The 25,635-nt window shown below is 35.6% G+C and carries 35 protein-coding genes and 1 pseudogene; 13 read left to right on the forward strand and 23 right to left on the reverse strand.

The genetic code is table 11. The features are described from left to right. Positions 1-4: 4 nt before the first annotated feature. The 10 genes from MKL38_RS16025 to MKL38_RS16070 form a co-directional block, all read right to left on the reverse strand. Positions 5-670: a stress-responsive nuclear envelope protein gene (locus MKL38_RS16025; protein ID WP_270903756.1), complete on the reverse strand. Its 666-nt coding sequence runs from the start codon at positions 668-670 to the stop codon at positions 5-7. Positions 671-738: 68 nt separating this feature from the next. After that, positions 739-1,686 (reverse strand): major capsid protein, encoded by a 948-nt coding sequence (locus MKL38_RS16030; protein WP_270903757.1) that lies wholly within the window; start codon positions 1,684-1,686, stop codon positions 739-741. Positions 1,687-1,713: 27 nt separating this feature from the next. Further along, positions 1,714-2,481 carry a DUF6651 domain-containing protein gene (locus tag MKL38_RS16035; protein WP_270903758.1) on the reverse strand — a complete coding sequence of 256 codons (768 nt, stop codon included), beginning with the start codon at positions 2,479-2,481 and terminating at the stop codon, positions 1,714-1,716. Positions 2,482-2,601: 120 nt separating this feature from the next. Further along, a complete protein-coding gene (locus MKL38_RS16040; protein ID WP_270903759.1) occupies positions 2,602-3,096 on the reverse strand; it encodes a hypothetical protein in 495 nt (164 codons plus the stop codon). A gap of 66 nt (positions 3,097-3,162) precedes the next feature. Beyond that, positions 3,163-4,254: a minor capsid protein gene (locus MKL38_RS16045; protein ID WP_270903760.1), complete on the reverse strand. Its 1,092-nt coding sequence runs from the start codon at positions 4,252-4,254 to the stop codon at positions 3,163-3,165. Positions 4,255-4,264: 10 nt separating this feature from the next. Next, entirely contained in the window at positions 4,265-5,707 is a 1,443-nt protein-coding gene (locus MKL38_RS16050; RefSeq protein WP_270903761.1) for a DUF4055 domain-containing protein, read from the reverse strand. Beyond that, positions 5,704-7,131: a phage terminase large subunit gene (terL, locus tag MKL38_RS16055; RefSeq protein WP_270903762.1), complete on the reverse strand. Its 1,428-nt coding sequence runs from the start codon at positions 7,129-7,131 to the stop codon at positions 5,704-5,706. Before terL ends, MKL38_RS16050 begins: the two co-directional genes overlap by 4 nt. Beyond that, entirely contained in the window at positions 7,121-7,591 is a 471-nt protein-coding gene (locus tag MKL38_RS16060) for a DUF2280 domain-containing protein (RefSeq protein WP_270903763.1), read from the reverse strand. The genes terL and MKL38_RS16060 overlap by 11 nt, the downstream gene beginning before the upstream one ends. Positions 7,592-7,649: 58 nt before the next feature. Continuing rightward, positions 7,650-8,291, reverse strand: coding sequence for a putative metallopeptidase (locus tag MKL38_RS16065; protein WP_270903764.1), 642 nt, complete (start codon positions 8,289-8,291; stop codon positions 7,650-7,652). Beyond that, positions 8,260-8,688, reverse strand: coding sequence for a hypothetical protein (locus MKL38_RS16070; protein ID WP_270903765.1), 429 nt, complete (start codon positions 8,686-8,688; stop codon positions 8,260-8,262). The genes MKL38_RS16065 and MKL38_RS16070 overlap by 32 nt, the downstream gene beginning before the upstream one ends. Positions 8,689-8,765: 77 nt before the next feature. Here MKL38_RS16070 and MKL38_RS16075 point away from each other — a divergent pair, with 77 nt between their 5' ends. Both MKL38_RS16075 and MKL38_RS16080 read left to right on the forward strand, forming a co-directional pair. Beyond that, positions 8,766-9,491, forward strand: coding sequence for a hypothetical protein (locus MKL38_RS16075; protein ID WP_270903766.1), 726 nt, complete (start codon positions 8,766-8,768; stop codon positions 9,489-9,491). Between the two features lie 20 nt (positions 9,492-9,511). Next, positions 9,512-9,811 (forward strand): hypothetical protein, encoded by a 300-nt coding sequence (locus MKL38_RS16080; RefSeq protein ID WP_270903767.1) that lies wholly within the window; start codon positions 9,512-9,514, stop codon positions 9,809-9,811. Positions 9,812-10,404: 593 nt separating this feature from the next. On the opposite strand, the pseudogene MKL38_RS16085 reads toward MKL38_RS16080, so the two are convergent. The 11 genes and pseudogenes from MKL38_RS16085 to MKL38_RS16135 all read right to left on the reverse strand — a co-directional run bounded on the left by MKL38_RS16085 (position 10,405) and on the right by MKL38_RS16135 (position 15,138). Beyond that, positions 10,405-10,653 (reverse strand): annotated as a pseudogene (locus MKL38_RS16085) (hypothetical protein). Continuing rightward, positions 10,650-10,904 (reverse strand): hypothetical protein, encoded by a 255-nt coding sequence (locus MKL38_RS16090; protein WP_270903768.1) that lies wholly within the window; start codon positions 10,902-10,904, stop codon positions 10,650-10,652. Before MKL38_RS16090 ends, MKL38_RS16085 begins: the two are co-directional and overlap by 4 nt. Positions 10,905-10,995: 91 nt before the next feature. After that, the gene (locus MKL38_RS16095) at positions 10,996-11,700 is read right to left on the reverse strand and encodes a hypothetical protein (protein ID WP_270903769.1); all 705 of its coding nucleotides are present in this window, start codon (positions 11,698-11,700) and stop codon (positions 10,996-10,998) included. Positions 11,701-11,851: 151 nt separating this feature from the next. Beyond that, positions 11,852-12,100, reverse strand: a complete 249-nt coding sequence (locus MKL38_RS16100; protein WP_270903770.1) for a hypothetical protein — start codon at positions 12,098-12,100, stop codon at positions 11,852-11,854. A 7-nt stretch (positions 12,101-12,107) separates the two neighbouring features. Further along, a complete protein-coding gene (locus MKL38_RS16105; protein WP_270903771.1) occupies positions 12,108-12,548 on the reverse strand; it encodes a hypothetical protein in 441 nt (146 codons plus the stop codon). Continuing rightward, positions 12,545-12,943 carry a DUF559 domain-containing protein gene (locus tag MKL38_RS16110; protein WP_270903772.1) on the reverse strand — a complete coding sequence of 133 codons (399 nt, stop codon included), beginning with the start codon at positions 12,941-12,943 and terminating at the stop codon, positions 12,545-12,547. Before MKL38_RS16110 ends, MKL38_RS16105 begins: the two co-directional genes overlap by 4 nt. A gap of 66 nt (positions 12,944-13,009) precedes the next feature. After that, complete coding sequence (locus MKL38_RS16115) at positions 13,010-13,951, reverse strand: helix-turn-helix domain-containing protein (protein ID WP_270903773.1); 942 nt, start codon at positions 13,949-13,951, stop codon at positions 13,010-13,012. Continuing rightward, positions 13,951-14,244 (reverse strand): hypothetical protein, encoded by a 294-nt coding sequence (locus tag MKL38_RS16120; RefSeq protein ID WP_098732531.1) that lies wholly within the window; start codon positions 14,242-14,244, stop codon positions 13,951-13,953. Before MKL38_RS16120 ends, MKL38_RS16115 begins: the two co-directional genes overlap by 1 nt. Further along, positions 14,241-14,513 carry a hypothetical protein gene (locus MKL38_RS16125; protein WP_270903774.1) on the reverse strand — a complete coding sequence of 91 codons (273 nt, stop codon included), beginning with the start codon at positions 14,511-14,513 and terminating at the stop codon, positions 14,241-14,243. The genes MKL38_RS16120 and MKL38_RS16125 overlap by 4 nt, the downstream gene beginning before the upstream one ends. 52 nt (positions 14,514-14,565) lie before the next feature. Then, positions 14,566-14,850 (reverse strand): hypothetical protein, encoded by a 285-nt coding sequence (locus tag MKL38_RS16130; RefSeq protein ID WP_086378012.1) that lies wholly within the window; start codon positions 14,848-14,850, stop codon positions 14,566-14,568. A gap of 30 nt (positions 14,851-14,880) precedes the next feature. Continuing rightward, positions 14,881-15,138: a hypothetical protein gene (locus MKL38_RS16135; protein ID WP_270903775.1), complete on the reverse strand. Its 258-nt coding sequence runs from the start codon at positions 15,136-15,138 to the stop codon at positions 14,881-14,883. A gap of 99 nt (positions 15,139-15,237) precedes the next feature. Here MKL38_RS16135 and MKL38_RS16140 point away from each other — a divergent pair, with 99 nt between their 5' ends. From MKL38_RS16140 to MKL38_RS16150, 3 genes are read left to right on the forward strand one after another with little or no spacing between them, the layout of a single operon-like run. Next, the gene (locus MKL38_RS16140; RefSeq protein ID WP_270903776.1) at positions 15,238-15,960 is read left to right on the forward strand and encodes a LexA family protein; all 723 of its coding nucleotides are present in this window, start codon (positions 15,238-15,240) and stop codon (positions 15,958-15,960) included. A 32-nt stretch (positions 15,961-15,992) separates the two neighbouring features. Continuing rightward, positions 15,993-17,111 carry a DUF262 domain-containing protein gene (locus MKL38_RS16145; protein ID WP_270903777.1) on the forward strand — a complete coding sequence of 373 codons (1,119 nt, stop codon included), beginning with the start codon at positions 15,993-15,995 and terminating at the stop codon, positions 17,109-17,111. Continuing rightward, complete coding sequence (locus tag MKL38_RS16150) at positions 17,108-17,764, forward strand: MAE_28990/MAE_18760 family HEPN-like nuclease (RefSeq protein ID WP_270903778.1); 657 nt, start codon at positions 17,108-17,110, stop codon at positions 17,762-17,764. The genes MKL38_RS16145 and MKL38_RS16150 overlap by 4 nt, the downstream gene beginning before the upstream one ends. Here MKL38_RS16150 and MKL38_RS16155 read toward each other — a convergent pair. After that, on the reverse strand, positions 17,761-19,029 hold the full coding sequence (locus MKL38_RS16155) for an N-6 DNA methylase (RefSeq protein ID WP_270903779.1): 1,269 nt from the start codon (positions 19,027-19,029) through the stop codon (positions 17,761-17,763). The two genes, MKL38_RS16150 and MKL38_RS16155, sit on opposite strands and share 4 nt — an antisense overlap. 307 nt (positions 19,030-19,336) lie before the next feature. Here MKL38_RS16155 and MKL38_RS16160 point away from each other — a divergent pair, with 307 nt between their 5' ends. The 5 genes from MKL38_RS16160 to MKL38_RS16180 all read left to right on the forward strand — a co-directional run bounded on the left by MKL38_RS16160 (position 19,337) and on the right by MKL38_RS16180 (position 21,535). Next, the gene (locus MKL38_RS16160; protein WP_270903780.1) at positions 19,337-19,525 is read left to right on the forward strand and encodes a hypothetical protein; all 189 of its coding nucleotides are present in this window, start codon (positions 19,337-19,339) and stop codon (positions 19,523-19,525) included. Positions 19,526-19,527: 2 nt separating this feature from the next. Next, positions 19,528-19,857, forward strand: a complete 330-nt coding sequence (locus tag MKL38_RS16165; protein ID WP_270903781.1) for a hypothetical protein — start codon at positions 19,528-19,530, stop codon at positions 19,855-19,857. 11 nt (positions 19,858-19,868) lie between these two features. Next, positions 19,869-20,987 (forward strand): ATP-binding protein, encoded by a 1,119-nt coding sequence (locus MKL38_RS16170; protein ID WP_270903782.1) that lies wholly within the window; start codon positions 19,869-19,871, stop codon positions 20,985-20,987. Beyond that, entirely contained in the window at positions 20,987-21,130 is a 144-nt protein-coding gene (locus MKL38_RS16175; RefSeq protein WP_005047320.1) for a hypothetical protein, read from the forward strand. Before MKL38_RS16170 ends, MKL38_RS16175 begins: the two co-directional genes overlap by 1 nt. A gap of 108 nt (positions 21,131-21,238) precedes the next feature. Next, complete coding sequence (locus tag MKL38_RS16180; protein WP_081174656.1) at positions 21,239-21,535, forward strand: hypothetical protein; 297 nt, start codon at positions 21,239-21,241, stop codon at positions 21,533-21,535. 18 nt (positions 21,536-21,553) lie between these two features. Here MKL38_RS16180 and MKL38_RS16185 read toward each other — a convergent pair whose 3' ends face one another. Beyond that, entirely contained in the window at positions 21,554-22,195 is a 642-nt protein-coding gene (locus MKL38_RS16185) for a hypothetical protein (protein WP_270903783.1), read from the reverse strand. Between the two features lie 713 nt (positions 22,196-22,908). On the opposite strand from MKL38_RS16185, the gene MKL38_RS16190 reads away from it, so the two are divergent. The 3 genes from MKL38_RS16190 (at position 22,909) to MKL38_RS16200 (ending at position 25,622) form a co-directional block, all read left to right on the forward strand. Beyond that, positions 22,909-24,342: a hypothetical protein gene (locus MKL38_RS16190; RefSeq protein WP_270903784.1), complete on the forward strand. Its 1,434-nt coding sequence runs from the start codon at positions 22,909-22,911 to the stop codon at positions 24,340-24,342. Then, on the forward strand, positions 24,329-24,724 hold the full coding sequence (locus tag MKL38_RS16195) for a hypothetical protein (RefSeq protein ID WP_442866677.1): 396 nt from the start codon (positions 24,329-24,331) through the stop codon (positions 24,722-24,724). Before MKL38_RS16190 ends, MKL38_RS16195 begins: the two co-directional genes overlap by 14 nt. A gap of 421 nt (positions 24,725-25,145) precedes the next feature. Beyond that, complete coding sequence (locus MKL38_RS16200) at positions 25,146-25,622, forward strand: hypothetical protein (RefSeq protein ID WP_270903785.1); 477 nt, start codon at positions 25,146-25,148, stop codon at positions 25,620-25,622. The last annotated feature ends 13 nt before the right edge of the window (positions 25,623-25,635 follow it).

Here is a 25,635-nt window from a genome sequence, read left to right on the forward strand (position 1 = left end):
TTCATTATTCCTTTGGGATCAACTTAAGTAGTTCTGGTTTTGTTGCAGATGGTTTGTAGCCAATGTCTTTACTTGCCAAATATTCTTTTAATTGATCGTTAGACCAACTTTCAAAATCATTTGTCGCCGTTTCAGTTGCTGGATTTTGTGCCGCTTTTCCAGCTTCCAATTCAGCAATACGCGCTTGCATAGCAGCAATATCATTTTTGAAAGCATCAAATTCTGCTTGGATGCTAACTACCTTTCCTTCAGCTGCTTTAGTTGCATTGTAAGCTTGGAGTACAGCATCTTTTAAACGTGAGTTTTCAGAAATTAATTCTGAACTATCACCACTTGCCTGTTCCAAGATTTCGATTTTCTGTTTAAGTTGCCCGTTTTCCTCAACAACCTTTTCACACTCAGCTTTTGTATTATCAATGACCTCTTGCAGCTCTGGGGTAATTCCCACTGCAACATTTACTGTGACCAAAGTCGTTTTTGCAGGCTCTTCCAATTTGCGAACTTCAACTGGAATATCCAAAGCTTCATAGTCATTTTGGATTTTTGGATAGTCACCATAAATGATTACTTCTTCAGCACTACGATTTGGATATTCATAATAGTCTGGGTTTGCAAATGTTCCGACTTCTAAAGCTGCTGCTGCGGCAATACGTGTATAAATTAACTTCATGATACTTTTCTCTTAATAATAAAAAAGAGGGCTAAGTTGCCCTCCAATAAAATTAGATGTTTAAGGTATTAAGGCGTACCAGACAAATCCAACAATGTACCAGCAGTCATTTTATTGCTGGTTGCATGTTTCAGCCAGTTTGCACTTGAACCCAGTAAAGAAAGATCAGGATTAATACCTTTGGTTGTATCCCAGCTATAACCAAGAAGATCCATGTTAAAGGTACCTTCAGCACGCATACCAATTCCTAAGTTTTCTTCATCATTAATGTCGTAAGCTCGGAAGCCTGGTACTTGTGATTCAGTGACAGTAACAGCTCCCACTTGCAGACCAAATGCATCATCATCGCCTACGGCATCAGTAACCAATACCGGCTTACCTAAAGTACCTGGTAAACCGCCATAGATAACGATTTCAGATTCACCATAAATCTGCTTAGTGATTGCATCATCAACAATATCGAAATAGGTGTCTGAGTTCATTACCCACAAACTAATACGGCCAAACTTATCGCCAAACTTACGCATTCCTTTGGTTAAAGCTTTACGACCGTCTACTGCGATACTGCCTTTTGCAACCATATCAGGATTGCTTGTAATAGCTGCTTTCAATGAAGCCAAGCTGTACTGTAAACGTCCTGCAACCAAGGCATCTGCCAAATCATAACCAAGAATCATTGCGAACTCTTCAGGTGTACGAGCACGGCGTTTGAATGCCTCTTCAGTAGAAGCATAAGGACCATATTTATAGGGAATTTTCACGCCTACAGATTCACCGGCACCAATTTTTTCAGGGTTAACTTTAGCATTTGAGTTCACATCACGATGTTTGATGCTTCCCCCCACTCGGTAAAAAGAATCTTTGCTAAAATCACCTTCAATGATTTCATTGCGATAAACAATCGCTCCAGCGGATGCCTCATTAAAGATATTCAAATTGTCTTGCAAACGCTCTAAATAAGCAGTTTGCGCCAATTGGTTGTAGATGATCATGTCTGAATTAACTGTTGTAGTCATAACGACTTATCTCCAAATATTTAATAATTAGTTTGGTAGTTTTAGGAAGGATTCTTGGCCATGTTCTTTGATGTAATCGGCTCTTTGAGATACTGACATCTCGCTTCGCTTCATACCTGCAGGTGCTCCACCTTTGCCCCCACTTTGGAAACCACCGCCATTTCCTTTACCACCTTTAAGGATTAAGTCTTTATGCTGGTATCCACCAACCAAGGACTCTAAAGCTTCATCAACAGTTGCAAGTTCGCCAGGGCGGACACGGGAATAAATCTTTTCGCCTTTTTGGTCGTAGGCAACCACTTTGCCTTCTTCGATTTTGAAGTGCTGGCCAAATGTCGCTTGAACCATATCAACCGGTACTGCAATGTTGTCTTGAATGTACTTAGAACGAGCAAAACCACCACCAATAAGCTCACCATGCAATTGAGCTTCAAGAGCATCTCGCTGCTGAACAATAGGAGCATATTTTTCTTCAACTGCCTTGATAGCTTCAGCTTTCACTTTCTCGACTTCACCAGCATCCACCAGCTTTTTATCGTCAAGGTTTTGCATTGTCTGAATTGCTTTCTTAGCTGCTGTTGGATCTTCGATTCCGTCAAAAGCTTTTAGGGCTTTTTCTGCCGCTTCTTTAGCTTCACGATTCGTTTTTGCTTCATTGTTTAAACGTGTAATAGTTGCTACAGAGTGAGCGGCATCGTGTGGCATCTCTTTACCATCATCATGAACATAGATAGGTTTATCACCCTCTACTTCCGCATAAACTTTACCGTCGATCGTTACTGTTTTAAGTTTCATGGGTCATCCAACCTATATTTTCAAAAATGGGCATCCACCCTGGTTCGCCGTCTGCATCCACTTTCGGCAGGCATAAAAAAAGCCCTATTTCGAATAGGGCTTTTTAAAATTAATATTAATTTATTGGGTTGTTACTAACTTTCTATCTGGCTTTAAAAATAATTTCTTTTTAAAGAAAACTAAAAAAGTTGAGTTACCAACTGATATCAAGCCATAGATAATAAATACCACTAAAATATGCTCATACCCCACCGCAAAAAGATAAATAATTGCAAATGAAATTAAGATACCTCCAGCCAATCGAAAGAGAGCTATTGAAGTATCAAGTAAGCCTTCCGAAACCTCCTTTAAGAAATTCTTATGCTGAAAATTAAAATATCGATGTAAAAGCCAAAATATCAAGCCTATTAAGCAGTTAATAGCAACAGCAACTAATCCAACAAAATTAAATTGGTCATTTAATGAATTAACTATTTTATCAACACCCTTTTCTCCATCGAAAAAATATGAAAATATCATTGTTATTAAGTTAATTGTTACGACAATGCAAAGCTCAACCAACATTAAACTTAATAAATTTATATTCTTACCCGAATAGTTAGAAAGTTTTTTCATAATAAATATATTTAATAAAGAAAAAATAAAATTAAAATATTTTAATTAATATTTCAATATACCTTCCTATTTAACCAATTTACTATCTAATAATTTGAGATCATTCAAACTATATAAATGTCCCTCTGGATCATAAAATTTATCAAAATCAAACTTCCCTTCCTTATAAAGCTTGTACCGCTTTAGCCCTAGCCACTCTTTTTGGAAGAAATCATCTGTATTCTTAAAGAACTCTTTGAATGTAATATTCGCATCCAATTGCCCTATTAATTGGCTTCGCTCTTCCTTAGGGATATCTTTGACTTTGCGCTCATCCATTACAAATGGACGCTCTCCGACTAATCGACCGTCTTTATCAACTGGTACCAAAATACTGCGGCAATGAGGATGCAAAGGCGGTACACGCTTAGCGGGGTCGTTTATTTCCCAAAATGAACCATCAAGCGAAGCACATAGCTTAGAAGTTCTGCCATCAAGAACACTTACAAACCGAACATATTCAAAGCCAATCTTCTTATAACTATCTAGATAAGCTTGATTAGCCACATGACTTCGTACAGTCCGAACAGTACGGTCAATATCAGATTTAGTGCTGTTTAACAGACCATCTTCGAAATTAAGGCGTTTGGTACCGCGAATACGCTGAATAATTTCTTGGTTTGTTTTACCTGTGCTGATTCCATCACGAATCGCGTATTCAACTTTCTGGCGAGCACTTTCTGCAATTCTTGATAAAAGATCATCAACTAGAGCACCACCAGCCAAGGGAACTTTTTTGGCTGCTGAAAACAGCTTTTCACCGTCTGGCTTATTTATCTTTGCGCCGAATAACTTAGCTATATAACTGGCTTCGTAAACAGCCATAGCTGTAGCAGAAACGGCGAATGCTTCAGGTAAGCTTGTATTTACACTACTAAACCATTGAGAAATTAAATCTCTTATTTCCTTAAGGTTTGGAGTTGGGTATTTCCCTCCAGCTAAAGCAATCTTTTCTGAATCACTTAATTCATCCAATAAATCACGAAGCTTTGAAAGCATTGCATTCGTATCATCATTGAATAAACCCAATAATTCATTTACTGATTGCGAAGAAGCACGATAAAGATAAGCCTGATGTTGAGTGAGTACCTCCAAAAGATTTTTATTATCTTTAGCCATATCACCCTACCTATAGATTCACTGTTCCATCTTTTTCGCCTTCGATGTTGTCCAGCTCTTCTTTATACTTTTGTTTTGGGAACATTCCAGTCTGGTTATATTCCCACCAAGATTTAAATGAAGAACGGCCTTGTAAAGCTGCCTCATATAATTGTCGGGCTAATTCAGCTTGATACCCTTGTTTGTTAAATTCCTGACTAATTTCGAACATCAGTTCATCTTTAGTCAGAACATCAACATTAGGCGTTACAAACTTTGCCGCCCATCTTAAAGCCATCGAAAATGCTTCATTCATATTCACAACACATAATGAAAGAACTGAATGCTGAACGGCGTCATCACTGTTTGATTCAGTAGCTGTCTTTTTAGCTGCTGAACCCTTTTCTATTAAACGAGCACCCATTTCTTTCATTTGGTCCCATTTATCCTTCATTGCTTCCCGAGCTAAGGTATTTGGATCTGCTTGTACAATTCCCAAATCACCGTTTTCAGGTAAAGGTAATAGAACTTTTGCACCGATATAAATGCCGCGCTTTTTGGCCTCGTCGTACCAAGCCCAATTGACACCCTTTGCATAAAACTGTGGTTGGCCCATATAAAAAACGGACTCTTGAAAGTCCGCACTATCTCTATAATGAGCTAAATTAAGATTAGCTAATGGGAGCAAGGGAGGCTTTTTAATCTCTTCGGAGTTATCAATTGCTCCCACAAAGGTGAAAGGAATATATGACCAGGTATCACCGTTATAATCAGTTGGTGACTTCTTTTCTCCCCCCATCCAAGTACCTTTATCCCCTTTGGTGTAAACCTGAACTGTATAGATGTAATTTCCTTCACTATCAGGCTCTAAACGAAGAACTCGGTATTGCTCCACGTCTGTTTTACTAAAGCCATCATTGCCACGTTCAGAAGTAAATTCACGGATGACCACCAAGCAAAGCTTTTTCTGGTTATCAATCATCATTGAATCCCAATTGATTACATCAATGGCATTCAATAAGTGAATCATCGGATAGGCTTTTTGCTGTTTAAACTCTGCAAGATTTCGTGCCGGGGTTACTGCTGGATAATCTACATAAAGAGCGCAGCGATAATGCTTTAATAAATGACGAATGCCCGTCTGTGCCAACTGATAAGCACTTAAGCCAGCACCATTAGCATTACGTTCTAAATGAGCGAGTTCAGCAGGAAATTTAAAGCTTGGATCTGTGGCAAAAGCAGCGCCAACTAAACTATTTGATGTTGTACCTGTAACTTCATAAAACACAGCACGTATCAAATAAGCTAAGTAAGCACTCTTATTTGCTGGCGTTTTATCATGTGCATTAGGCTTAGGTAAATATTTTTCACCTTTAGCTTTAACTGCATCCTCACCCTCACAAACATCATCCAGTTTTTGCCAGTATGGCAAGTTTTTAACATATTCAGGATGTTTAAAAGTTACGTCACTCATCGAGAAAACCCCATATCTGCGAAGAAGACTTCAAAGCCTTCGTGTAATTCATTAAAAGCATCAGAACCAGCATCAACCTGGTCGTCATGAGTACCGTTCGGAAAGTGGCGAAGCTCATCTAAGAAAGCTTTATTCCATTCGCCTTTAAGCATACGAACATTCCCAACATTTACTTGAGCTGCAAAAGGTTGTGCCCTTGTTAGCTTGTCACCTGATATCGGCTTAGCAATTACGCTATAACCAGCTAGTAGTTTCACAAAAGCATTAGCTTGCGATTTACCCGCTTGACCAGGATCCTGAGGTAGACGAACAGTGACGTTTTTGCCGTCCAACTCAGTAGTTTGCTTTAACCGCTTATTAACGTTGTCTGGACCAAGTTGCCCTTTGGTCACATCGACAATATAAGTAAAGCCATCTGCGCCCAAAGCCTCCCTAACACCTGCCGTAAAGTCACCTTCATTCTCAGTTGCACCAAAGTCCCACGCTCGTACCTGCTTCACTACATCCGCAGGCAAAGCATCTATAATTTCAATATTGTCAGGCTTAAAAAAACCGCCTGCTGGCGGTGAAGGCATTTGTCGGTACTGACCAGCAAAAACATAAGGCGCAGCTTGCTCCATTTGTTTTAATTTTTGGATATTGTGTTTTGCTGGCCATAAAGCAGATCCATCTTCTTGAATAGCTGAAAGACAAAGATGTTCCCACACTTCGCCGTTACCACCAGCAACAGGTACACCATCTTTTCTATCACCTAACAACCAGCCCGCTAAATCATCTTCGTGCAAACGTTGCATAATGACAATAATTGGCGTTTCCGGTGAGTTAGTACGAGACTCGAGTGTATTTTGGAACCAGTCAATCACACCTTCTCGAATTGTTTTAGAAGATGCTTCATGTGCTTTATGTGGATCATCAATAATGATACAGCCACCAAAGTCGTCTCTTAGTTTTCCTGCTCCGAACCCTGTAATGGTACCGCCAGTACCAGTCGCATAGCAGACACCGCCCTCAGATGTGCGCCAGAAGTCTTTTGCCTTACTATCATCTCTCAAAGCAAAATCAGGAAAGACTTTCTTATAGGCTTCCTCTTGCACAAGGCCCCTAATTTGGAATGCATTATTAGCTGCCAACATTGCGGAATAACTGATATGAATAAATTCAGAATCAGGCTTTTTACCGTAACACCATGCCATAAAATTAATTACGACAATCTCAGTTTTAGAATAACGAGGCGGTAAATTAATAACTAACCGCTTGGTTTCTCCGCGATAGACTTTCATTAAAGCCTCACAGAGTTCTAAATGGTGCCAGTTATGCATCCATTTATAGCCACGGCGCTCCTTAAACATGTACCTTGTGAAGAAATATAAATCTTCTTGCGCCTCGATCCGGATGGCTTTATCCCGAGCCGCATCAGTACTCATCTAAGACCTCCCTCCGCGCTTTTAAATACTCTTCCATTGGAACAGGCACATCTGAATTAACAGTTTGAACTGGCCCGCCGTCTTTGCCTGTTATTTCTTGGCGGTTGGTAAATTGTCCACCAATATCTTTTGCAGCCTGCTCTAGAATTTTTAGCGCCGTTTTTACGTTTCTAGTTCTATCAAGCTGTCTTTGGTATTGCTTCAGACGGTAGTACTTATTAGCAATTGGAATATCAATTAAGCCTTCATCAAATTTCTCTCTGGTCGATTCAAAAAGCTCAACAAACTTCTTGCTTAAGTTTCTGCCCGAATATTTCGTTGGGTCATAGCATTCGCATTGGCTACGACTAATATCAACACCAAACTCTTGCTTGACCAGTTCAACCACTTCTTGAGGCGTATCACGGCATGCAAGAGCTTGAACAATAAATATTTTCACAGGCTCTTTTAGTGCTGCCATAAATTCCCCTTCGTACAGCTACGTACAGCAAACAGGTCAAAAAAAAGAGCCGCAAGGCTCAGTTGATTACACAGTTTCCGCAGCATCTTGAAATATCTAGATCCGATACAAACGGCGGATTCTTGGCGACCTCAATAAGCCGCTTAACATTTTCGCTTGGTCCCCACCGTTTAACTACACCAATAAACTCTTCAACATCGTGACCAGCAAGATAGTGCTTAGGTAAGCCTGTATTGTCGCTATAAAGGATCTCGCCATCTTCATCTTTCATAACGCCAATGTGATACAACTCATGCTCTATCAAATAGCAAAATTCAGAATCGTTAGCCCGTTCGCAAAATGAAGCATCGACGGTAATTAAGTAAGTTGGTAACGCGCCAAACCAATCACGCATTTGTTGTTCCTGACGTGCTTTCTTCCAGCCGCCAACATTAAACATAACTTTTTCACATTGGCCTAAAACCATAGCCTGTTTGCTTTTAAATGCAGCTGAAGCCCATGCAAATGCCAAAAACTCTTCATTATCATGAAGCAACTCAGCAATATGGTCATGATCTGGGTTATGAAGAGGCCCACCAATTTTTAAATAATTAGATACAACCCACTTCTTTAAATCCGGTGCTGGAATTATACGGATTGCTTCCTCTTCTTCAGCTTGATCAATAAAGTCAGTTGGTGGGAATGGTCTGATTTGTTCCATCTTCAATTCTCGCTAATTCGCTTTTTATCCAATTGATTGCATAACCTGATTCAATTTGATGAGGCTCAAGACGCTCAAATACATAACCCTGATCTAGAGCTAGATCATACTTACAAAATGAATTTGCGATCTTCCTTCCGCCTCTACCTACAGACCATGGACTACCTGCAATTTCTATTAGAAGATTCAACTTCACAATATAAAAATCGAACCGCCAATTTTTGGTTGATTCAAATTGAAATTTTCTTCGGTATCCAATTCGATGTTTTTCTAACTCTTGAAATAGAGCTTCTTCAGCTTCAATATATTTTTGGGTAGCTTTTGGTAAGGGTTTAGAATGTAGTTTGGTTTTGTATTGCATCTTATCCGTGATGGCTTGGTATTGATAATTATCCATATAAGCTCATAAAGATTAGTTGTGGTAAGCTAAATTTATTAAATTGAATTGACTTCAAATATAACAGGATTAGAAATATGGTTAAGCGTTACTACTTAGATGTAAATGCCCTAAACAATTCAAATGTTTTTAATTCTGACTTAGACCTATACTTTTCCGCTTGGGGAATTTTCGAACTAATCGCAGGCATTAAAAATGATAAAGAATTTCAAATAAGAAAAGGGATACTTAAAAAGCTAAAAAACTCAAACATCAAAATCATTCCCCATTTTCAATCTAGTTTATGCGCAGAGATATTTGCATTTGAAGATTGGAATAATGATGATGTTAAAGCTACTTTAGAAATGTATAACCGAATACTTGATTGTATATCTTTTGAAGAATACAAAAAAATTAGCTTCTCAATTTCAGATAAAACGAAAATTTACGACTATGAACTGTTCCAAAAATTCGACAATACCCATACTAATGACCACAGAATACTATTAACAGACCTGATTAAAGAATCAAATATCCAAAAAAAAGAAGTTAGCCAAACACTCTATAAATACATTTCAATCCCCCATTTGTGTTCATGTACGGGATTTAAAGCACAAAACCGAATTTATGCTTATAATTTTGCCAGTCACTATTTAAAAGAAGCTATTAAAGAAGGAAATTATTATAATGAATTATTAAAAAAAATTAATGAAAATAAATTCTTTAAAAATATGAGTAAAATTGAGAAAGATGACTTAAACAACCAAATTGCTGAGAAAAAATACCCTCTGAAAGAGTTAAACTACTGCAAAAATATAAAGTAGTTCAAACAATAATTGAGTCAATGCACATTGAGAAATTAAAAAAATCAATGAAAGCGTTTGACGGCTATATAACTCATAAACGTAATTTTACTTATCCTACTATTTGTCAAGATATTGGCGCAAATGCTGTACTAAACAGTCAACATCCTGCACGTAATGACTCACAAGATTTAGGTCATCTATATTTCATTGATCATGTAGATTTCTTTGTATCAAATGATAAATTTTTTGGAAGAATTGAATGCTTAAAGGGAAAAGTTATAAACCTTGATGAGTTTAGTAAAAACCATTTAAATAAGTATGTTGTACTAGAAAATTAAAAAAATATTTTAAAAAATCATCATATAAATTCCGCAAATAAGTAAAGTTTTTATTTGGTGATTTTGGCAGGACTGGAATCTACCCTCTACCAAGAAGGCATATGTATTTTGACTAAATATCTTATAAAAAAGACTATCATTTTCATGATAGTCTCTTCGCCAATTAAAGCTCAAGAATTAATTTAATGACTTCCAAGATTTTAAATATTCCGGGAAATTACATTAATTAGCTTCTTTAATTTTTCATTGCTGAATAGCTTCATATTAAGGCTCCTATAAGATTGTATTTTTAGAATTGTATCTGTTTTTAAAAAACCCTTAGCGATGTAAATATCTAAGGAAAAATTACAATTATAGTGATTGATAAAATAAATTATTTTTTATAGTGAAGCAATAAAAAATTTACATTAAGTTTTTTTTATTTTTCTGTTAGATGCATGCCAGCAATATCGGTAGTTATAAAAACTTTTCTGTGTTTCATTAAATTATCTTATTGAAATCAAATTTTTACATTAAAAAACCCGCTTCTAAAAAAGAAACGGGTCAAAAAACAAAAAAACTTTCAGCGCAGTATTTGATATAAATACTACACTTCAATATATGTATTTACAATACATCTTAAGCCTATTTTTTGGAGATCTTAAAATTTCTAGTACTTTATTAGACATATCATGCAAGTTAGAACCTACAGGCTACCAGAATTGATAATTGATATTTTCGCGGTTAAAAATCTGTTTGCAGTACTCAGTAATAAATGTTGGGTCTATATCAGAAGCTTTAAGTAACTTCTCCTCTTTTTCTATAATTTGATCATCTAGTTCACCGCCAATACACATATTCAATTGCTAGAACCTACTTGGTTTGCTAGTGCATCTTTTAAAGCATAATCATATCTATCTTCGGGCAAATCAGTTAAAACATAAAAAATTTCTTTCTGATTAGTATTCGGATTTAATAACTTTTTTGGACGATATATATGAGGTCTTAGGGGATTATTGTTATATGGGTGAACTTCATGAAATTCATCTTGCTCAATCCACTTCCCAGATTCACTTCCACCAATACAAAGCCATTTTCTAGAGTTAATTGACATATGCATCTCCTTTATTAGGGGGTTTTCTTATATCACAAAGCACAAAAGCTCACTAATGCAATGAGCCTTAATACAATTAAGGAAATTTATATTAATGATCTATATCGTTGTTACTTTTGAAAATATACTTAACATCTTCACCAACATTTATCGTATAAACCATGAAACATATAGCTCTTAAAGCGTTCAACTTTGTACCGTAATTTTGATATTCAATAAGTCCATGTAAAATACCATGTCTATTCATGGAATAATTATCATTCGGGGTTGTATTATCAGTATGAATTGAAATTGGTAATTCTTCGTAGCTTTGAGAACCAATAAATTTTTCGCTATGAAAAAATCTAATAAATATTGCTTTTGATAAATCTTGATTGGCTATTTGATTCACATATGGAATGAATTTACTTTTATTAGGTTCTACATTTTTTTTACCTGAGAACATTCCTTTTGTTCCGTAATCTCTCGCTATACCATCGGTTTGAGCCAGAAAAAGCGGTATGCATGCTATATAGTTTTCAGCTTCATACAATTTAAATGCTACTTCCATAACCTCCTTGCGTAAAGGAAATAACTCAAAACAATATTCTTTGATTTGATCATATTTATTTAATATCAACCTTTCCATAAATTCGTCAATAGTCTCATTTGAATCTTTTTCGAATCTACTGACAAATTTAATTGGATACCAACCATAATCAAAAAGTTGGTCTTTAAGTGTGTGACATTGAGAAAAAACTTTAAAACTTTTCTCAAGCTTTTCAAGATACTTTTGTACATTTGAACTAAAGCTCATATTTCAATTATTATCAAATTCACCAAGGTATCTTCATATTAGCATGAGATATTTAATAAAATTAAAGCTCGCATAAGCGAGCCTTTAAAATTGCCGATTTAAATGAAAAATCACCAAGTTATCACAAATATGACATATTGTGTCTAGACAGTCAACCCTCATTTAAATTATGATTTTCAACCAATTGTAAAAGTACTAATCGGCCAACAATCTGTTCTATAAGATCATTGGCGATTGTAAAATTGATTCCTTCAAAAGCTACTAGTGTTAATTCCAACTTGTTATTAATTACGGTTGTGATAACAGATATTTTGCCGACATAATCAGGGAAATATTTTAAAACCTCATTTACTTTATCCCGATTGATACCTTCATATAGTCTTACTTTGTATTTTTTCATTTGAGCCTCAATTTTGTTTTAATCTTTTATCATGTCCTGCTAAATAAAATCTAGCGCAACTTACCATAATCGCAGCTTGTGCTTTAGACTGGTTTGTTTCTTGGGCAACTTTAACTAAACCTTTATTTTCTACTTTATTTTTGATTAAACAAATTATTGCAAACTTTGTCGTTAAATCTGTTTTTTCAGATTTTAGTAAATTGCGTAAAAGCATTTGCACTTGATCTGCTTCATAATCACTTATCTCACAACGAATATAAGATTTACCCTTAGGTAGTTCATTACCAGCTTTACGCATTAACCAGTAAATTTGATTGATATGAAGTCCGTCTGGTAGATCACCGCCTTTCATTCTAACTGTTTCACACCAAGCGCCTAACTGCTCTAACCAACCATCAATAGTATATTTTGACCATTCCATTTGTTGTGTTTTTAAAGCTGCACTCATTTCTCACCCACCAATTGCTCAATTTGTTTAATCGCCACGCCTGCTTTAACTTGCTCTGTACTGAACCGTAAAACCGTAAACCCCATCATTGCCGCTTCGTTGTATTTCTCCATGTCTCCTAGATAACCTTTGCCTCTTGTATGACGGCCTCCGCTCCAGATCCCGCCTTCCACCTCTACCAGAATCTTTGTTCCCGTAATTAAAAAATCAGCTCTCCATTTGCGTTTTGGATGGAATTTATATTCCTGCTCAAAACTGATCTTGCATGCTCTTAAATGTGTTGCCAGTACTGTCTCACCTTCGCTTGGCTGTCTGGCACCTTGCTTTGCTGAACGACGCTTCTTTGTCTTCACTGGAAATAATTCACGGTATTCAGCTAAACTCATGCTAGACATGCAAACCCCTTTCAAAAGTACAAAGCTCACTATGCAAGAGCGCTACGTTGACATGGTAGAGGTCTGTCATGCTGCCGCCTGCAATGAGCCTTTGAACCCGACTTGCTTAAGATACGGCTCCCATTGTTTGGCCTGAACTGGATCGCTAAGCTTCACTGCGATACGTGCAGCAAGTTGTTCATAGCTCTCGTTACCTTCCGCGTATTTACTTGAGAATTCTGGAAGCACAGAAAGTTTTTGAGCGAATGAGTAGATCTGTTTTGAACTGAGGGGGTTTGACTCCCCCTGCGGGACTCGAACCTGTGTTCCAGTATTTTGGTTTTTAGCTTGCTCACGTGACTGGTATTTGCCACATGCATTGATTAACCAATCTGCAAAGTGGTAATTCATGAGTTCATCACAAAGATTCTTCTCGGCATTGTAGAGTTCAAATGCTCTTAACTCACGATCGAACCAAGTTGCGTTTTTGATCTGCTCGTAAGTTTCCTGATCAGTTGCCAAAAGAATTTCTTCACCAAGTTTTTTCAAACTCAACCATGTTTTTTTATTTTTAGATTCTATTGATAGATTCCCTGATAGGTTCTGTGTCCCAATATTGGGACTGGTCTCGGTACCGTTTTTGGGACTGGTTGCGGTCCCATTATTGGTACTAGTACCGTTTTTGGAACCAGTACCGAAATTGGAACTAGTTCCGTTATTGGTACTAGTCCCCTTTTTGGGACTGGTTAAATCATTTTCTTCACGGCCCATCACACCAATTAACTGGTAAACCTTCACACCATTCCCTGTGATTTCACCTGTAAATCGAATTAAAGAAATTGCTTCAAGTTCATCTAATACTTTGATTACTGTTTTGCGATTAAGCACAGTGTCTTTAACCATTCGCTTAATGCTTGGGTAACACTTGTGAGACTCTCCCGCTCTATCAGCCAAAGCCAATAAAACGAGTCTCTGGCTTGAGGTTTTAACCTCGGCTTTGAAAGCCCAAATGGTTGCGTCCAGACTCATTACTCACCAGCCTTAGGCTTTACATATCCGCCCATGTATTCAATCTTTTGAGCCTTATACAAACTCGTTTCAATTTCCCCAGCCAAATACAAAGTAATGCGGCCACGGCGCGCGAGTTCTTGCCTAAACTCTTCGCGTGTTATTGCTGCATTCTTTTCGTTGTATCCACGCTTACGGAGATTTGCTTTGTTTCGTTCAAGCATTTTGTTTAGGAGATTTAGAGCTGGCTCATACCAAGACTGAATACCTTCTCTCTGCTTATGTTCAGGAAGGTGTTTAAATTGTTGATTCATGACACCTCCGCCCGTGCTAATTCTTCTGTAGTTAATCGACGTTTTGCTTCTAACTCAGCAATTGATGCTGATCTAAAGAATTGAAATGGTAGAGCTAACTGCTTACCACATGCTGACTTAACAAAAAGTTGTTTAGGTGTGCTGTAGTAAAATCCAAACACTTCAAAAATTTCGTTATGATCCAGTTCATTAACAACCACCATGTCACCTACTACAAATTCCTGTGAGTTGAGTTCGACTGGTTGTTCTGATAAATTAATTATGTTCATTTGATTCACCTCAATTGAATGCCTAGAAGCCTGATTTCCGAGATCAGGCTTTTTAATGCTCTAAATTTGACTGTGTATTCTCATGACATCCTCTGGCATCTCTTGTTTCCTTAGGATGACCCCATACCTTTCGCATACGATTGAACTTGCGTCTCTCCACCAAGAGTTTTTCTATGCAAGCTTCTCGTATCCAGTCTGCTTTAGTCATGTCGCTGGCATTGGCCACACCTTCGATTGATTCATCAGTCAAATCATTAAATTTGACCGTTACAGGGTTATCGAGCTTTCCACCTAGAAAGCCCAATTCTCTTGCTTCATTCATTTCATCGGTTCTCATGAAAAGAGCAGCTCCCTTACTTGATAAAAATCATGTAGGGATTACTTCGTTCCTACGCTCTATATTTTTTGCCTTAGCAGGATTTCCAATCTTCAGAATTTCTTGCTCTGAAAATTTCTTACATAACTGTGCTATCGAATTTGAATAATTGCTTTCACCTGTGTACTCAGAACGAGGTAAACAGTTCTTTTCAATCCATTTATAAATAGACCTTTCACTTAATTGGACAGCAAATGCAACTACACAGACTCCACCAGCATCATTAATAACTTCTTTTATATTGCTCATATCCAACCCAATAATGAACTATTGGTTCAACTTTAACAGGAACTGATAGTTCTTTCAATAACATTTATTATTGAACCAATGGTTCACAAAGGTGATGCTATGACTTCACAAACCGATTTAGTTAAGCAAGAGTTTGCCAAACGACTTCATAAAGCAATGGATAAAGCTTCTTACCCTCTTAGAGGCAGAGCTCGTGTATTAAGCAAGGAATTTAACATTTCTGATAAAGGTGCAGGGAAATGGCTTAATGGTGATGCGATTCCTGAAACCTCAAAAATTCCTTTAATAGCTCAATTTTTAAAAGTTAATTCTGAGTGGTTATTATCAGGTTTTGGCTTGATGACTAATAATTCAGATAATGATAATGTAAGTATAAATTTAGATAATAATGTTGATATAAAAGAAAAAATTAACGTTTTAGGTCAGTTAATTCCTGTTATATCTTGGGTTGAGGCGGGAACATGGACAACTATTGAATCGGTTCCGATTGGCACAGAATTTCATGAGTGGTTACCACCCAACCCTAAGTGCGGTAAGAACGGATATGGATTGATTGTACGCGGAGAATCAATGTCACCCAAATTTGAACCGAATGATAGAATTTATGTTAATCCAGACATTCCCGTAAGTGATTTAAAAACTGGAGATTTGGTAATTGTTTCATGTGATGGTGAAAAAGAAGCAACCTTTAAAAAATTAGTAATTGAAAATGATGGTATGTATTTAGAACCTTTAAACCCAAAGTGGCGTGAAAAAATCATGAATCTACACGAAGGTTGTAAACTGGTTGGCAAAGTAGTTGGTTTATATCGAGATGTATAATTTTAAATTAAAACTTAATAAAGGTTAAAGAAATGTCTTTACTACAAGAGCAAATAGATACTGCACGTATGCAAGTTCATACTGACTCCTACCCGATGTCAATTGGAGAGTTGGTAAATTTATATGATGACCAAGAATTAGATATTCATCCTGAATTTCAACGAGTCTATCGATGGTCAAATGATCAAAAAAGTAAATTAATAGAGTCTATACTATTAGGTATTCCTTTGCCTTCAATTTTCGTCGCACAACGTAAAGATGGTGTTTGGGATGTTGTTGATGGTCTTCAACGTATTTCGACAATTCTTTCTTTTTTAGGAAAACTCAAAGATGATGAAGGGAAAACTTTACCCTCTCTTCAATTACAGAAAACGAAGTACTTACCTGCGTTAGAAAATAAACTTTGGGATAACCCTGATGACCCTGATAATGAAATAGATATTGAAATTAAAAGAATTTTCAAACGAGAGAAAATAGATGTAAAAATCATAAAACGTGAAAGCGATGATGATACTAAATTTGAATTATTCCAAAGATTAAATACTGGTGGAACAAGGTTAACTGAACAGGAAGTTCGTAACTGTATTCTTCTTATGTTGAATAAGGATGTATTTTTTTGGCTTAAAGATCTTTCGATAAATACCCATTTTGAAAATTCAATATCAATATCTGAAAAACAAAAGGAAGAATGCTACTCTCAAGAATTAGCATTACGTTTTTTTATTTTAAGAAATAATAATGATGATATTCGAAAAGCTAACAATGACGTAGCGCCTTATTTAAATGCTGAAATGACTAGAATTTTTAATCCTCAGAATGATTATGATTATGATTTTGAGAAAACAATTTTTTTAAGAACATTTGAACTTATTGATAAAGCACTAGATGATCAAGCATTTAGAAAATACCACCATATTAAAAATAGATATGAAGGTCCTTTATCCCTTCCAGTTTTTGAAGCAATAACTTATGGTGTTTCAATATTAGTTGAAAATGGCAATTTAAATGATGATCAAATAATTGATATTATTAGACTAAAATCTAAAGAATTGACTTCTACTACCACTTTTATTGATACCTTGGCTCGTAGAAGCAGACCTTTAGATAGAACATTTACAATGATCTCACTAGGCAGGGAAGTATTTTCATGAAAATTCGTACTACTTATGAGTTAGATAAGAGTATTGATCATGATATTGCTTGGAGAAAGCGTGAATTTACAACAATTAAGTTTATGATTTTAGAGGCAAGGGATCATGAAAAAAAAATACTCCTTAGAGCAGCCATTACCTTATTATATTCTCACTGGGAGGGTCATATAAAGCATTGTGCTTTAGTATATTTAAATTACTTAAATTGTTTAGGTTTAAAATACGGGCAAATGAAGGAAAATTTTTTATTATTGAGTCTTACAAATGAGTTTAGTAGCGGATTCTCGATTAAAAAATTTTCTTCACAAAAAAAACTTCATGAGTATTTTAAAGCTTCAAATAGTATAAATTTTTCTATTAATGAGCAAGAGATTGTTGATACAGGATCTAATTTAAAATATCCAGTTGTATCAAATATTTTAGACCAACTTGGATTAGATGCAAAACTATATGAATTAAAAGAACACTTTATAGACTCTAAACTCCTTCGATGCAGAAATGCAATCGCTCATGGAGATATTATCAGTTCACAAGAAATTGAAGACACGTATGCTGAAATAGAAAGTGAATTATTAACTATGATTCAATCTTTCCAGAATGCGATAAGAACAGCCGTTGATAATAAAGAGTACTTAAAAATAACTCCCGCCTAGGGAGTTATTTTTATTGGGATACTTTTTAAAGCTTCTACTGTTAAATGGCGAAGTCTAATTCTTTCGTTTAGAAAATTATTAGTTCCATTACTTTTTAGTATTTTCAGTAATTTCTTACATTCGCTTAATCTTCCACTTTTGGGTTTAATAATTATTAAATGATTTTCAACAGCAACAAGATCTTTTACATTTATAATTGTTGCAACTGCTCTATTCTTATCATTTGGACTAGACGTTCTTTTTACTACTATAAACGGTGATGATATTACTCTTCCTTTAAACTTCCTCTTCTCACTGATTTTTGAAATTGTTTCCCATGCTGGTACATTTTTAGAATGAATATATAAATACTCATTGCCAATTTCTGGATCTCTATACGCTACTAATGGCCCAACACAAACATCATATTTTTCATATAGTTGTATTGAATTTTTAAACGGTTGATACCAAAATATTTGTTGATCACTTTCTTCAACTACACGACCATAAAGTAAAAATACATCAACATCGGTTTTGTTATTAAAACGACCTATAATTTTAGTTTCTGCATAACTTTTTAATGAACAGAATTCTCTAAACTTAGAGTATCGACTTCCAGATCTTAATACATCAGGTAAAATAGCACTAAAACAACAGTTAATTGGTAAAATTCTTAGAAAGTGATCAAAAAGAATACCAGCAGCATTAATTTTACCTGCGTTCCAATAAAACTTATTAGGTGATTTTATCAATGTAAAAGGTGGGTTTATAACAGCATGTGTGACGCTCACTAAATCATCTTTTTTTGCAGCCCAAATATCTCTTACAATAATATTTGGAAACATACCTAAAGCATCATCAAGTGTACAATCTTTTACCACCCCACGACTTAAAGCTTCAATAATTAATCGTAGTTTTGTTGACTCAATGAATGAATCATAAAGATCATATCCCCACAAAACCTTACCCCATTTAGCTAAGGTTTGAGAGAGTGTTTCCTCAACGCCCAAACTTCTTGAACATTCAATTAATAAATTTCCAGCACCGCAAGTCGGGTCAAAAACTATTGAATCAAAAGTTATAGCATTAGATAAAGTTTTAATAACTACAGTTGCTAGATTTTGGCCTGTAAAAAAGCTACCAGCTTCTCTCATTTCTTCTATTGATAAGCACTCTCTTAACACTAAATCTATCGAATCGAGATTTACAACATGATTATTAAAGTTAAAACTCTCATGTTCGATAAGATCACGTAATGTCTTATTGTGGCTTGAAAATTGATTCATAGAAAAATACTGCAGTTATACAATCTAAATATACCATTAATCAAAATAAATTCATACATTTAAATAATTGAAAAAAAAGAAATTTATCTAATTTTATTTTATTAAAAACTGCAGATAAAACAATGCATTATGTTTTGTATAAAAAATTTAAAACCCAATAGTACATAATTTTTAAATTATAGGAAAACAAAAAAAGAACCAATAGTTCTTGACCAAATTGAACCAATAGTTCATATTATTCTCATTAAAACAAAAAAGCACCCCTGCCTTCGAACTCATGGGTGCTTTTGCATAACGCGAGGTAAGTATGAAACAAAACCCTATTCCTAGTCAAACGACTTCACGCCTATATCAACACCCTACTGTTGAAGAACAGCGCCCTTCTCGTTTCGCTATTATTAAAGCGAATGTCATCGACTTCCTTATATTCATTACCCTTTCATTCATCCTTTGGGTGATTGCTGTAGCCGCTGCATCTTGGATGATGGGAGGCTAATCATGAATGCTCAATTCAAACCACATCCAGATGGTGTTAAAGCCTATATCGGCCATGACCGCTTAACAGGTCTTTACTCTGTCCGTATCGGCTGGACTGTGTATGCAGCTAATGCAAACGGCAGTGTGCTGTATACGGTAAAAGGTGAAGTGAAGACTCCTTTAAATGTCGAAGAGTTTAAGGCAAAGCGCCCTAAGGTTTACGCATCCTTAATGAATGAGATTAGCTTCCAGCGCTCAAAGCAACTTGCTAAGGATTTAGCTGGCTCACACATACCATCAAATGACCGCAAAGCTTATAAAAAGAAGCGCGGCTTTACGGGTTCAAGATAAGGATAAGAAAAATGGCTTTACCTATTATTACTGCTGAGCAAACTTTATTAGTTCAAGCAATTATTGTGTATCTATACGCCGATCCAGGATTGGGTAAATCATCCATGGGCTTTACTGCAGAAAAAGCAATTTCATTTGACTTTGACCGTGGTGCTCACCGTACTGGTGAATTACGTCGCGGTGCGGTTGTACAGGTTCAACAATGGAGTGATGTAGCAAACCTGACTCCTCAAGACTTAGCACCTTATAAAACTGTAATCATTGATACCGTGGGCGCAATGCTTGAATGTATTAAAACCCACTTGTTGCTAACTGCTAATAACCGTCAAAAAGATGGCTCTTTAAAGTTAAAGGCTCAAGGTTTAGCGAATCAAACGTTCAAGCAATACATCAATACTTTGATAAGCCTTGGCAAAGATGTTGTTTTTATAGCTCATGCTTCTGAAGATCAAAACGGTGATCAAATTATTTATCGTCCAGATCTAGGCGGTAAAAACCGTAATGAGCTTTACCGTATTGCCGACATCATGGGATATCTAACAACTGTTACTACAGGCGAAGGTAAGAATGCCCGTGTAATTAGCTTCAAACCTTCCCCTACCCATCATGCAAAAAACTCGGGTGCTTTAGGCGGTGAAGCTGGTGAAGTATGGGTTCCAGATCTAAAAGCTAATCCAACTTTCTTAGCTGATCTAATCACCCAAGCTAAGAACCATATCAATACTTTAACACCTGCACAACTTGCGGCAGCTAAAGCTCAAGAAGAGCTAGAAAACTGGAAACAAAGCTGTGAAGAAGCTGAACATGCAGGTGATCTGAATCAATTAACTGAATCACTTGATAAAGAACACATGTATTACCAGAACATGCGTCAAACAATGTTAATGCGTGCTAAAGCCTTGAACTGTCAGTACGACAAAGAAAGGAACTCATGGATTAGTCCACCAGAGTTTAATGGCATTAATGATAAGCAACGTGATCATTTACAAGCATTTATAGATGAACGTGGATTAAACGTTAAAACTGTGTGTGAATACTTAGGAATAGATTCACTCATGCAAATAGAAGTGGCGAAACTACCAGCAGTTCAAGTTGAAATTGAAAAGCTTGCTAAAGGAGAGATTGCCTAATGAGCTTCCGATACTCCTCTACTGCCCGAACACTCATTGTGTTCGGCAATCTGATGAACCATTACTACGACAATGTAAACCCGTCTCAAATCGATAACTTAGTGGATGAGGCTAAATTTAAAGAAGCGACTTGGAGAAAGTAAAAACAATTTTAGAGCTGCGATGTTCTACATGAGTGACTGTATTGCTGACCCTCTGCGGTCACTCTTGAGAACATTGCAGTATTTAGGGGTAATTAGATAGGTAAAGGTATGGGAAAATATATAGTCGTTGTTGAAGCAGAAAAACCACCTCAGGTATTCATTCATGAAATCATTCCTAATGTTGGGAAAGTCATCGAAATGAAAGCCGAGGAAATACCAAACCGTGTTACTGCAGCGTGGTTAATGGAGCGCTATAGCCTGTCTCGTAAATTGATTATTGATGAGCTTCGTCCATTCAATAAAGGGACTGATGGCAAGCATCTTTACGATCCAAATGAAGTTATTCCTATCCTTGAAAACTTAAATAGACAAAGGCAGCAACGGCAGTCGAGACGTAAAAATTAAAAGCGCATTATGCGCTTTTTACTTATCAAGATATTTAGAAACAACCTCTTCATTACACTTCCGAAGCATATATCTATATTCGTATAACTCATTTACGAAGGGCTTTTCATTAGAGGGCTCAAAGGATGCGATTACGTACTCACACATCTCTTTTGCTGTTCCTGTTCTATTCTCACCAATAGCATTTATTCTTTTCATGATTTTTAAATCAATTACGTTTAAAAAAATATATAAGTCATTATTTAATTTGATTTTCTTTTGAAGTTTTTTAAACAGCATTTTTTGATTATCAATTTCCAATAAGAGTAATTCAGCATTCTCAATAAACATCATAATATTGTCATTATATTTATCAAAATCAAATATATCTTCATCTGATTTAATTATTTTTTTTAAATAGTCATTCATATGACGAGAAGTTTCAATTACATCTTTAAATAACAAATTAATATTTTTTTGAGATTCAACATACAAGTTCAGCACGTACTCTTCTCGCCAATCCTTATAAAGTACAAATGCAACTAGAGCAGCAATAAGAGTTGAAAAAGAGGAAAGATAATCGCCCTCAATTTTATAAAATTCCTTAACTTGGATGGATACACCTAAACAAATAAGAAAAATTAAAATGAGTGATAGACAGTAAAAAAAGTATTTTTGCATTTTTAGTTAAGCAGTCTTTAAAATTTTGCTAAAATAATAACCGAAGCCCTATAAAATTTGTAATAAATTATTCGACACCACTTCGGCACCATCAAAATATAACCTCTTGTTATTTAATATTTATTACAACCTTGCCAAGGTTGGGGTCGCGAGTTCGAGTCTCGTTTCCCGCTCCAAAATTTAAAAACCACTTAATTCGAAAGAATTAGGTGGTTTTTTTATTGTCTATTAGTTCGCTAAAAAAGTTAGATTACTCCCATCCCTTCTTATAATTATCTTTAATCAAATTTGACGGGCTGCATTCTTTCAACAAAGGAAAAGACGGTAAGCATCTTTACGATCCGAATGAAGCTATGCCTATCCTTGAAAACTTGAATATTCAAAGGCAGTCGAGAAGAAAAAATTAATATGGGCTTCTGCCCCTTTATTACTTCTTATAAAAATATATTCCAACAAAAACCCAAGTACAATTAAATAAAATCACATTTTTAAAAACAATGTTTTCAATAAAGTTATTCAATGTAAAAACCGCCTATAAATTAGTTTATTTACAATTTTATAATGAATTTATTTTTATATTTATATTAAATATTTAGCAATCTAATTCTAAATATTTACCACTTGATAAAATATTTAGTTACACGCTTTAATATTTTATAAAAAAACTATATGTTAGTTTTTAGACTCATAATTAATTCCATTGTGAGATAAAAATGTCATCTAAATACAAGAAATTTAAACTAAAAACCCTTTCAACCACTTTATTTATTGCATTTGCTTCGACTAGTGTATTTGCAGCAGATAGCAATACAAATCAACAAAAACCTGTAATGAATGTCGCTGAGACATTAGCATTTGATGCAAAACACTATGCAGCATCTTATGGAGTCACATTAGACGAAGCTATGCGCAGATTACTCATTATGCATGGCACTGATAATCAAGTAGCAGGTTTAAGCGATAAATATAAAAATGTTATTTCTGGCCTATATTTTGATAATGGACCTGACTTTGGATTAAAAGTTAAAGTTGTTGGAAATAATAATTCTCAACAAGCTTTTAAATTAGAAAGAAAACCAGATACATCAGTTAAACTTTTAAAAAACAAAAATTCTCAAGAACGTATTCAAGTTAGAAAGCTGGCAAATTTAACTGAAACTGAAGTGGAATCTGCATATAGAGCTATTGAGCGCGGTGTAAGTGCCCCTATTACCCTTATACAAGGAGCTTCAAATACTAAGCAACAACGAGTAAATCATCTTAATAAATCATTTGCTGCTGTTAAAAAGGCGTACCCTACAGTTGAGATGATTTTAGATAATGAGCAAACAGGAAATGCATTAGTCTATGTGAAATCTCTAAAACAAGTTGATAAACAAGCTCTCGAAAGACTACTCAACGTCAAAGTAGACTTATCTGAAATTCCTACCGGTATTCTACCGACAAAATCACGTGGTGGATCTTGGTTAGTAACGAATTCAGGTGGAAACTACTGTATGACTGGTTTTACTGCAAAGAGGATCTCAACTGGTGAACTCGGTGTTATAACTGCAGGCCACTGTATAGATCCAAATGTTCCTTTAAATTATAAAGATAAAGATGGAACTCAATATGCTATTTCACCAGTAGCAGGTATGTATCGTGACGATACAACTATGGACCTAGCATTTATGAAGGCAGGTACAACTACCGCTCAACAAGCTGTACCAGAGTTTTATGCTGATGCCACATCACCAGCTCGAGCTTTAACAGGTAAGCGAAATCGAACAAGTACTGCAGTAAAAAGTGGAACAGTTAAAGGATCTTATGTTTGTCACCTTGGACAAACTTCACCAACAAATCCAGCATTGATGCAAAGCTGTGGTGAAGTAATATCAATTACTGGTGCGAATCATCATCCAGGTGGGAATACTTTTGTAGTCGTTTCAAATACTCAAAGTGGAGCTGGAACTAATCATACAACTGGCTTAGGCACTTTACGTTGTGTTGGTGGTGATAGTGGCGGACCTTGGTTCGCTTTAAATGTTGCTTTTGGTATTCAGTCTGCCTGTTCTTGGAAAGATACAGGTAAAACAATAACAAATACAGTCATTTATACTAGTGTAGATTATTTGGCTGATTTAGGAGCTCAACTTGTATATCAATAAGATATTGTTATTGATTGCTTGTACTGGACTACTTGCTGCATGTCAGCAGCAAGTATCCGATAAGCAAGAAAAAAACGATCAGCTAGCCTCAGTAAAGCTTCCTATTTATCAATCTAATGGCGTTTTCGCCTCTGCACGATTAAGGGGACCGTTACAGCTAAAACAAGAATGTCTATATGTAAATGATATTCTAATAATTTTCCCTGAAGGATATGCAGAATGGGACTCTAAGAATCAAATTTTAACTTTTAATGATAAAAAAGTTGCCTTAGGTGAAGAATTAGATTTAGTTGGTGGTTTTGGCCAGTTTGAAAGAGATAGTAAGCGAGTTAAAAACTTAAGCGCTTCATGTGATCATAAAAGTATTTGGCTTGCTGGATAATTTAGCACTTTATAAAAGTGCATTTCATAAATTGGAATGCACTTTTTCTTTTATGGCGTCATGGTTAAACAAGTTACTCATCAAATCGCTCATTATCTCCGCTTTAATTGTAAAAACTTATTCGGCACCATTAAATCACAACCCATTGTTATTTATAATTTATTACAACCTTACCAACGTTGAGACTATAAGTTCCAGCCTCATTTCCCGCTCCAAAATTTAAAAACCACCTAGTTCGAAAGAATTAGGTGGTTTTTTTATTGGTTCTGAATTAGAAAAAATCAGCTACGCCCGACTGTTTCTTATCGAATGGATCTTAATAACTAATATTTAAAATTATTCTGACATAACCAAGAAAATTAATCTGAAACTATTTCAAAGTAAATTTATAGGTTCTAGAACCACTTTATAGAAAGAAAAAATGGCCTTAATTAATTGTAAAGAATGTAAGAAAAAATTTAGCAATCTTGCTTATGCATGTCCTAAGTGTGGTGCACCCACATCATACTCAACAGAAAAAAATGAGGTATCTATCCAAACTGATAACCCCTCTTCTTTTGATTTAATAGAATCAGAAATCTGCAATAAAATCATAGACCACTACTGGAGCTTACATAGAGAGATCACTCGGTTAGGAGGAGTAACACCCGACAGCCCAGAATTTAATGAAGAAGAGATTGTAAGAGCAGTGATTACAAGAACGGTGCAATTTAAAAGGATGTTTTTAACTATTAATCATTTTGATGGAAAACCTCAGATCCAATTCATTCCAAGTGATTGTTGGATTCTAAATAGTGAGAATATCGTAAATATTATTGCTGACCGTGAAGGTCCTAAAAAAGAACTTTTACCCGATATTATTCAAGCCGCAGTGAATCGATTGGCTAAAGCACCCTAGGGTGCTTTTCTAC

The sequence above is a fragment of the Acinetobacter sp. AOR14_HL genome, from assembly GCF_027855175.1.
GTDB classification, from domain to species: domain Bacteria; phylum Pseudomonadota; class Gammaproteobacteria; order Pseudomonadales; family Moraxellaceae; genus Acinetobacter; species Acinetobacter calcoaceticus.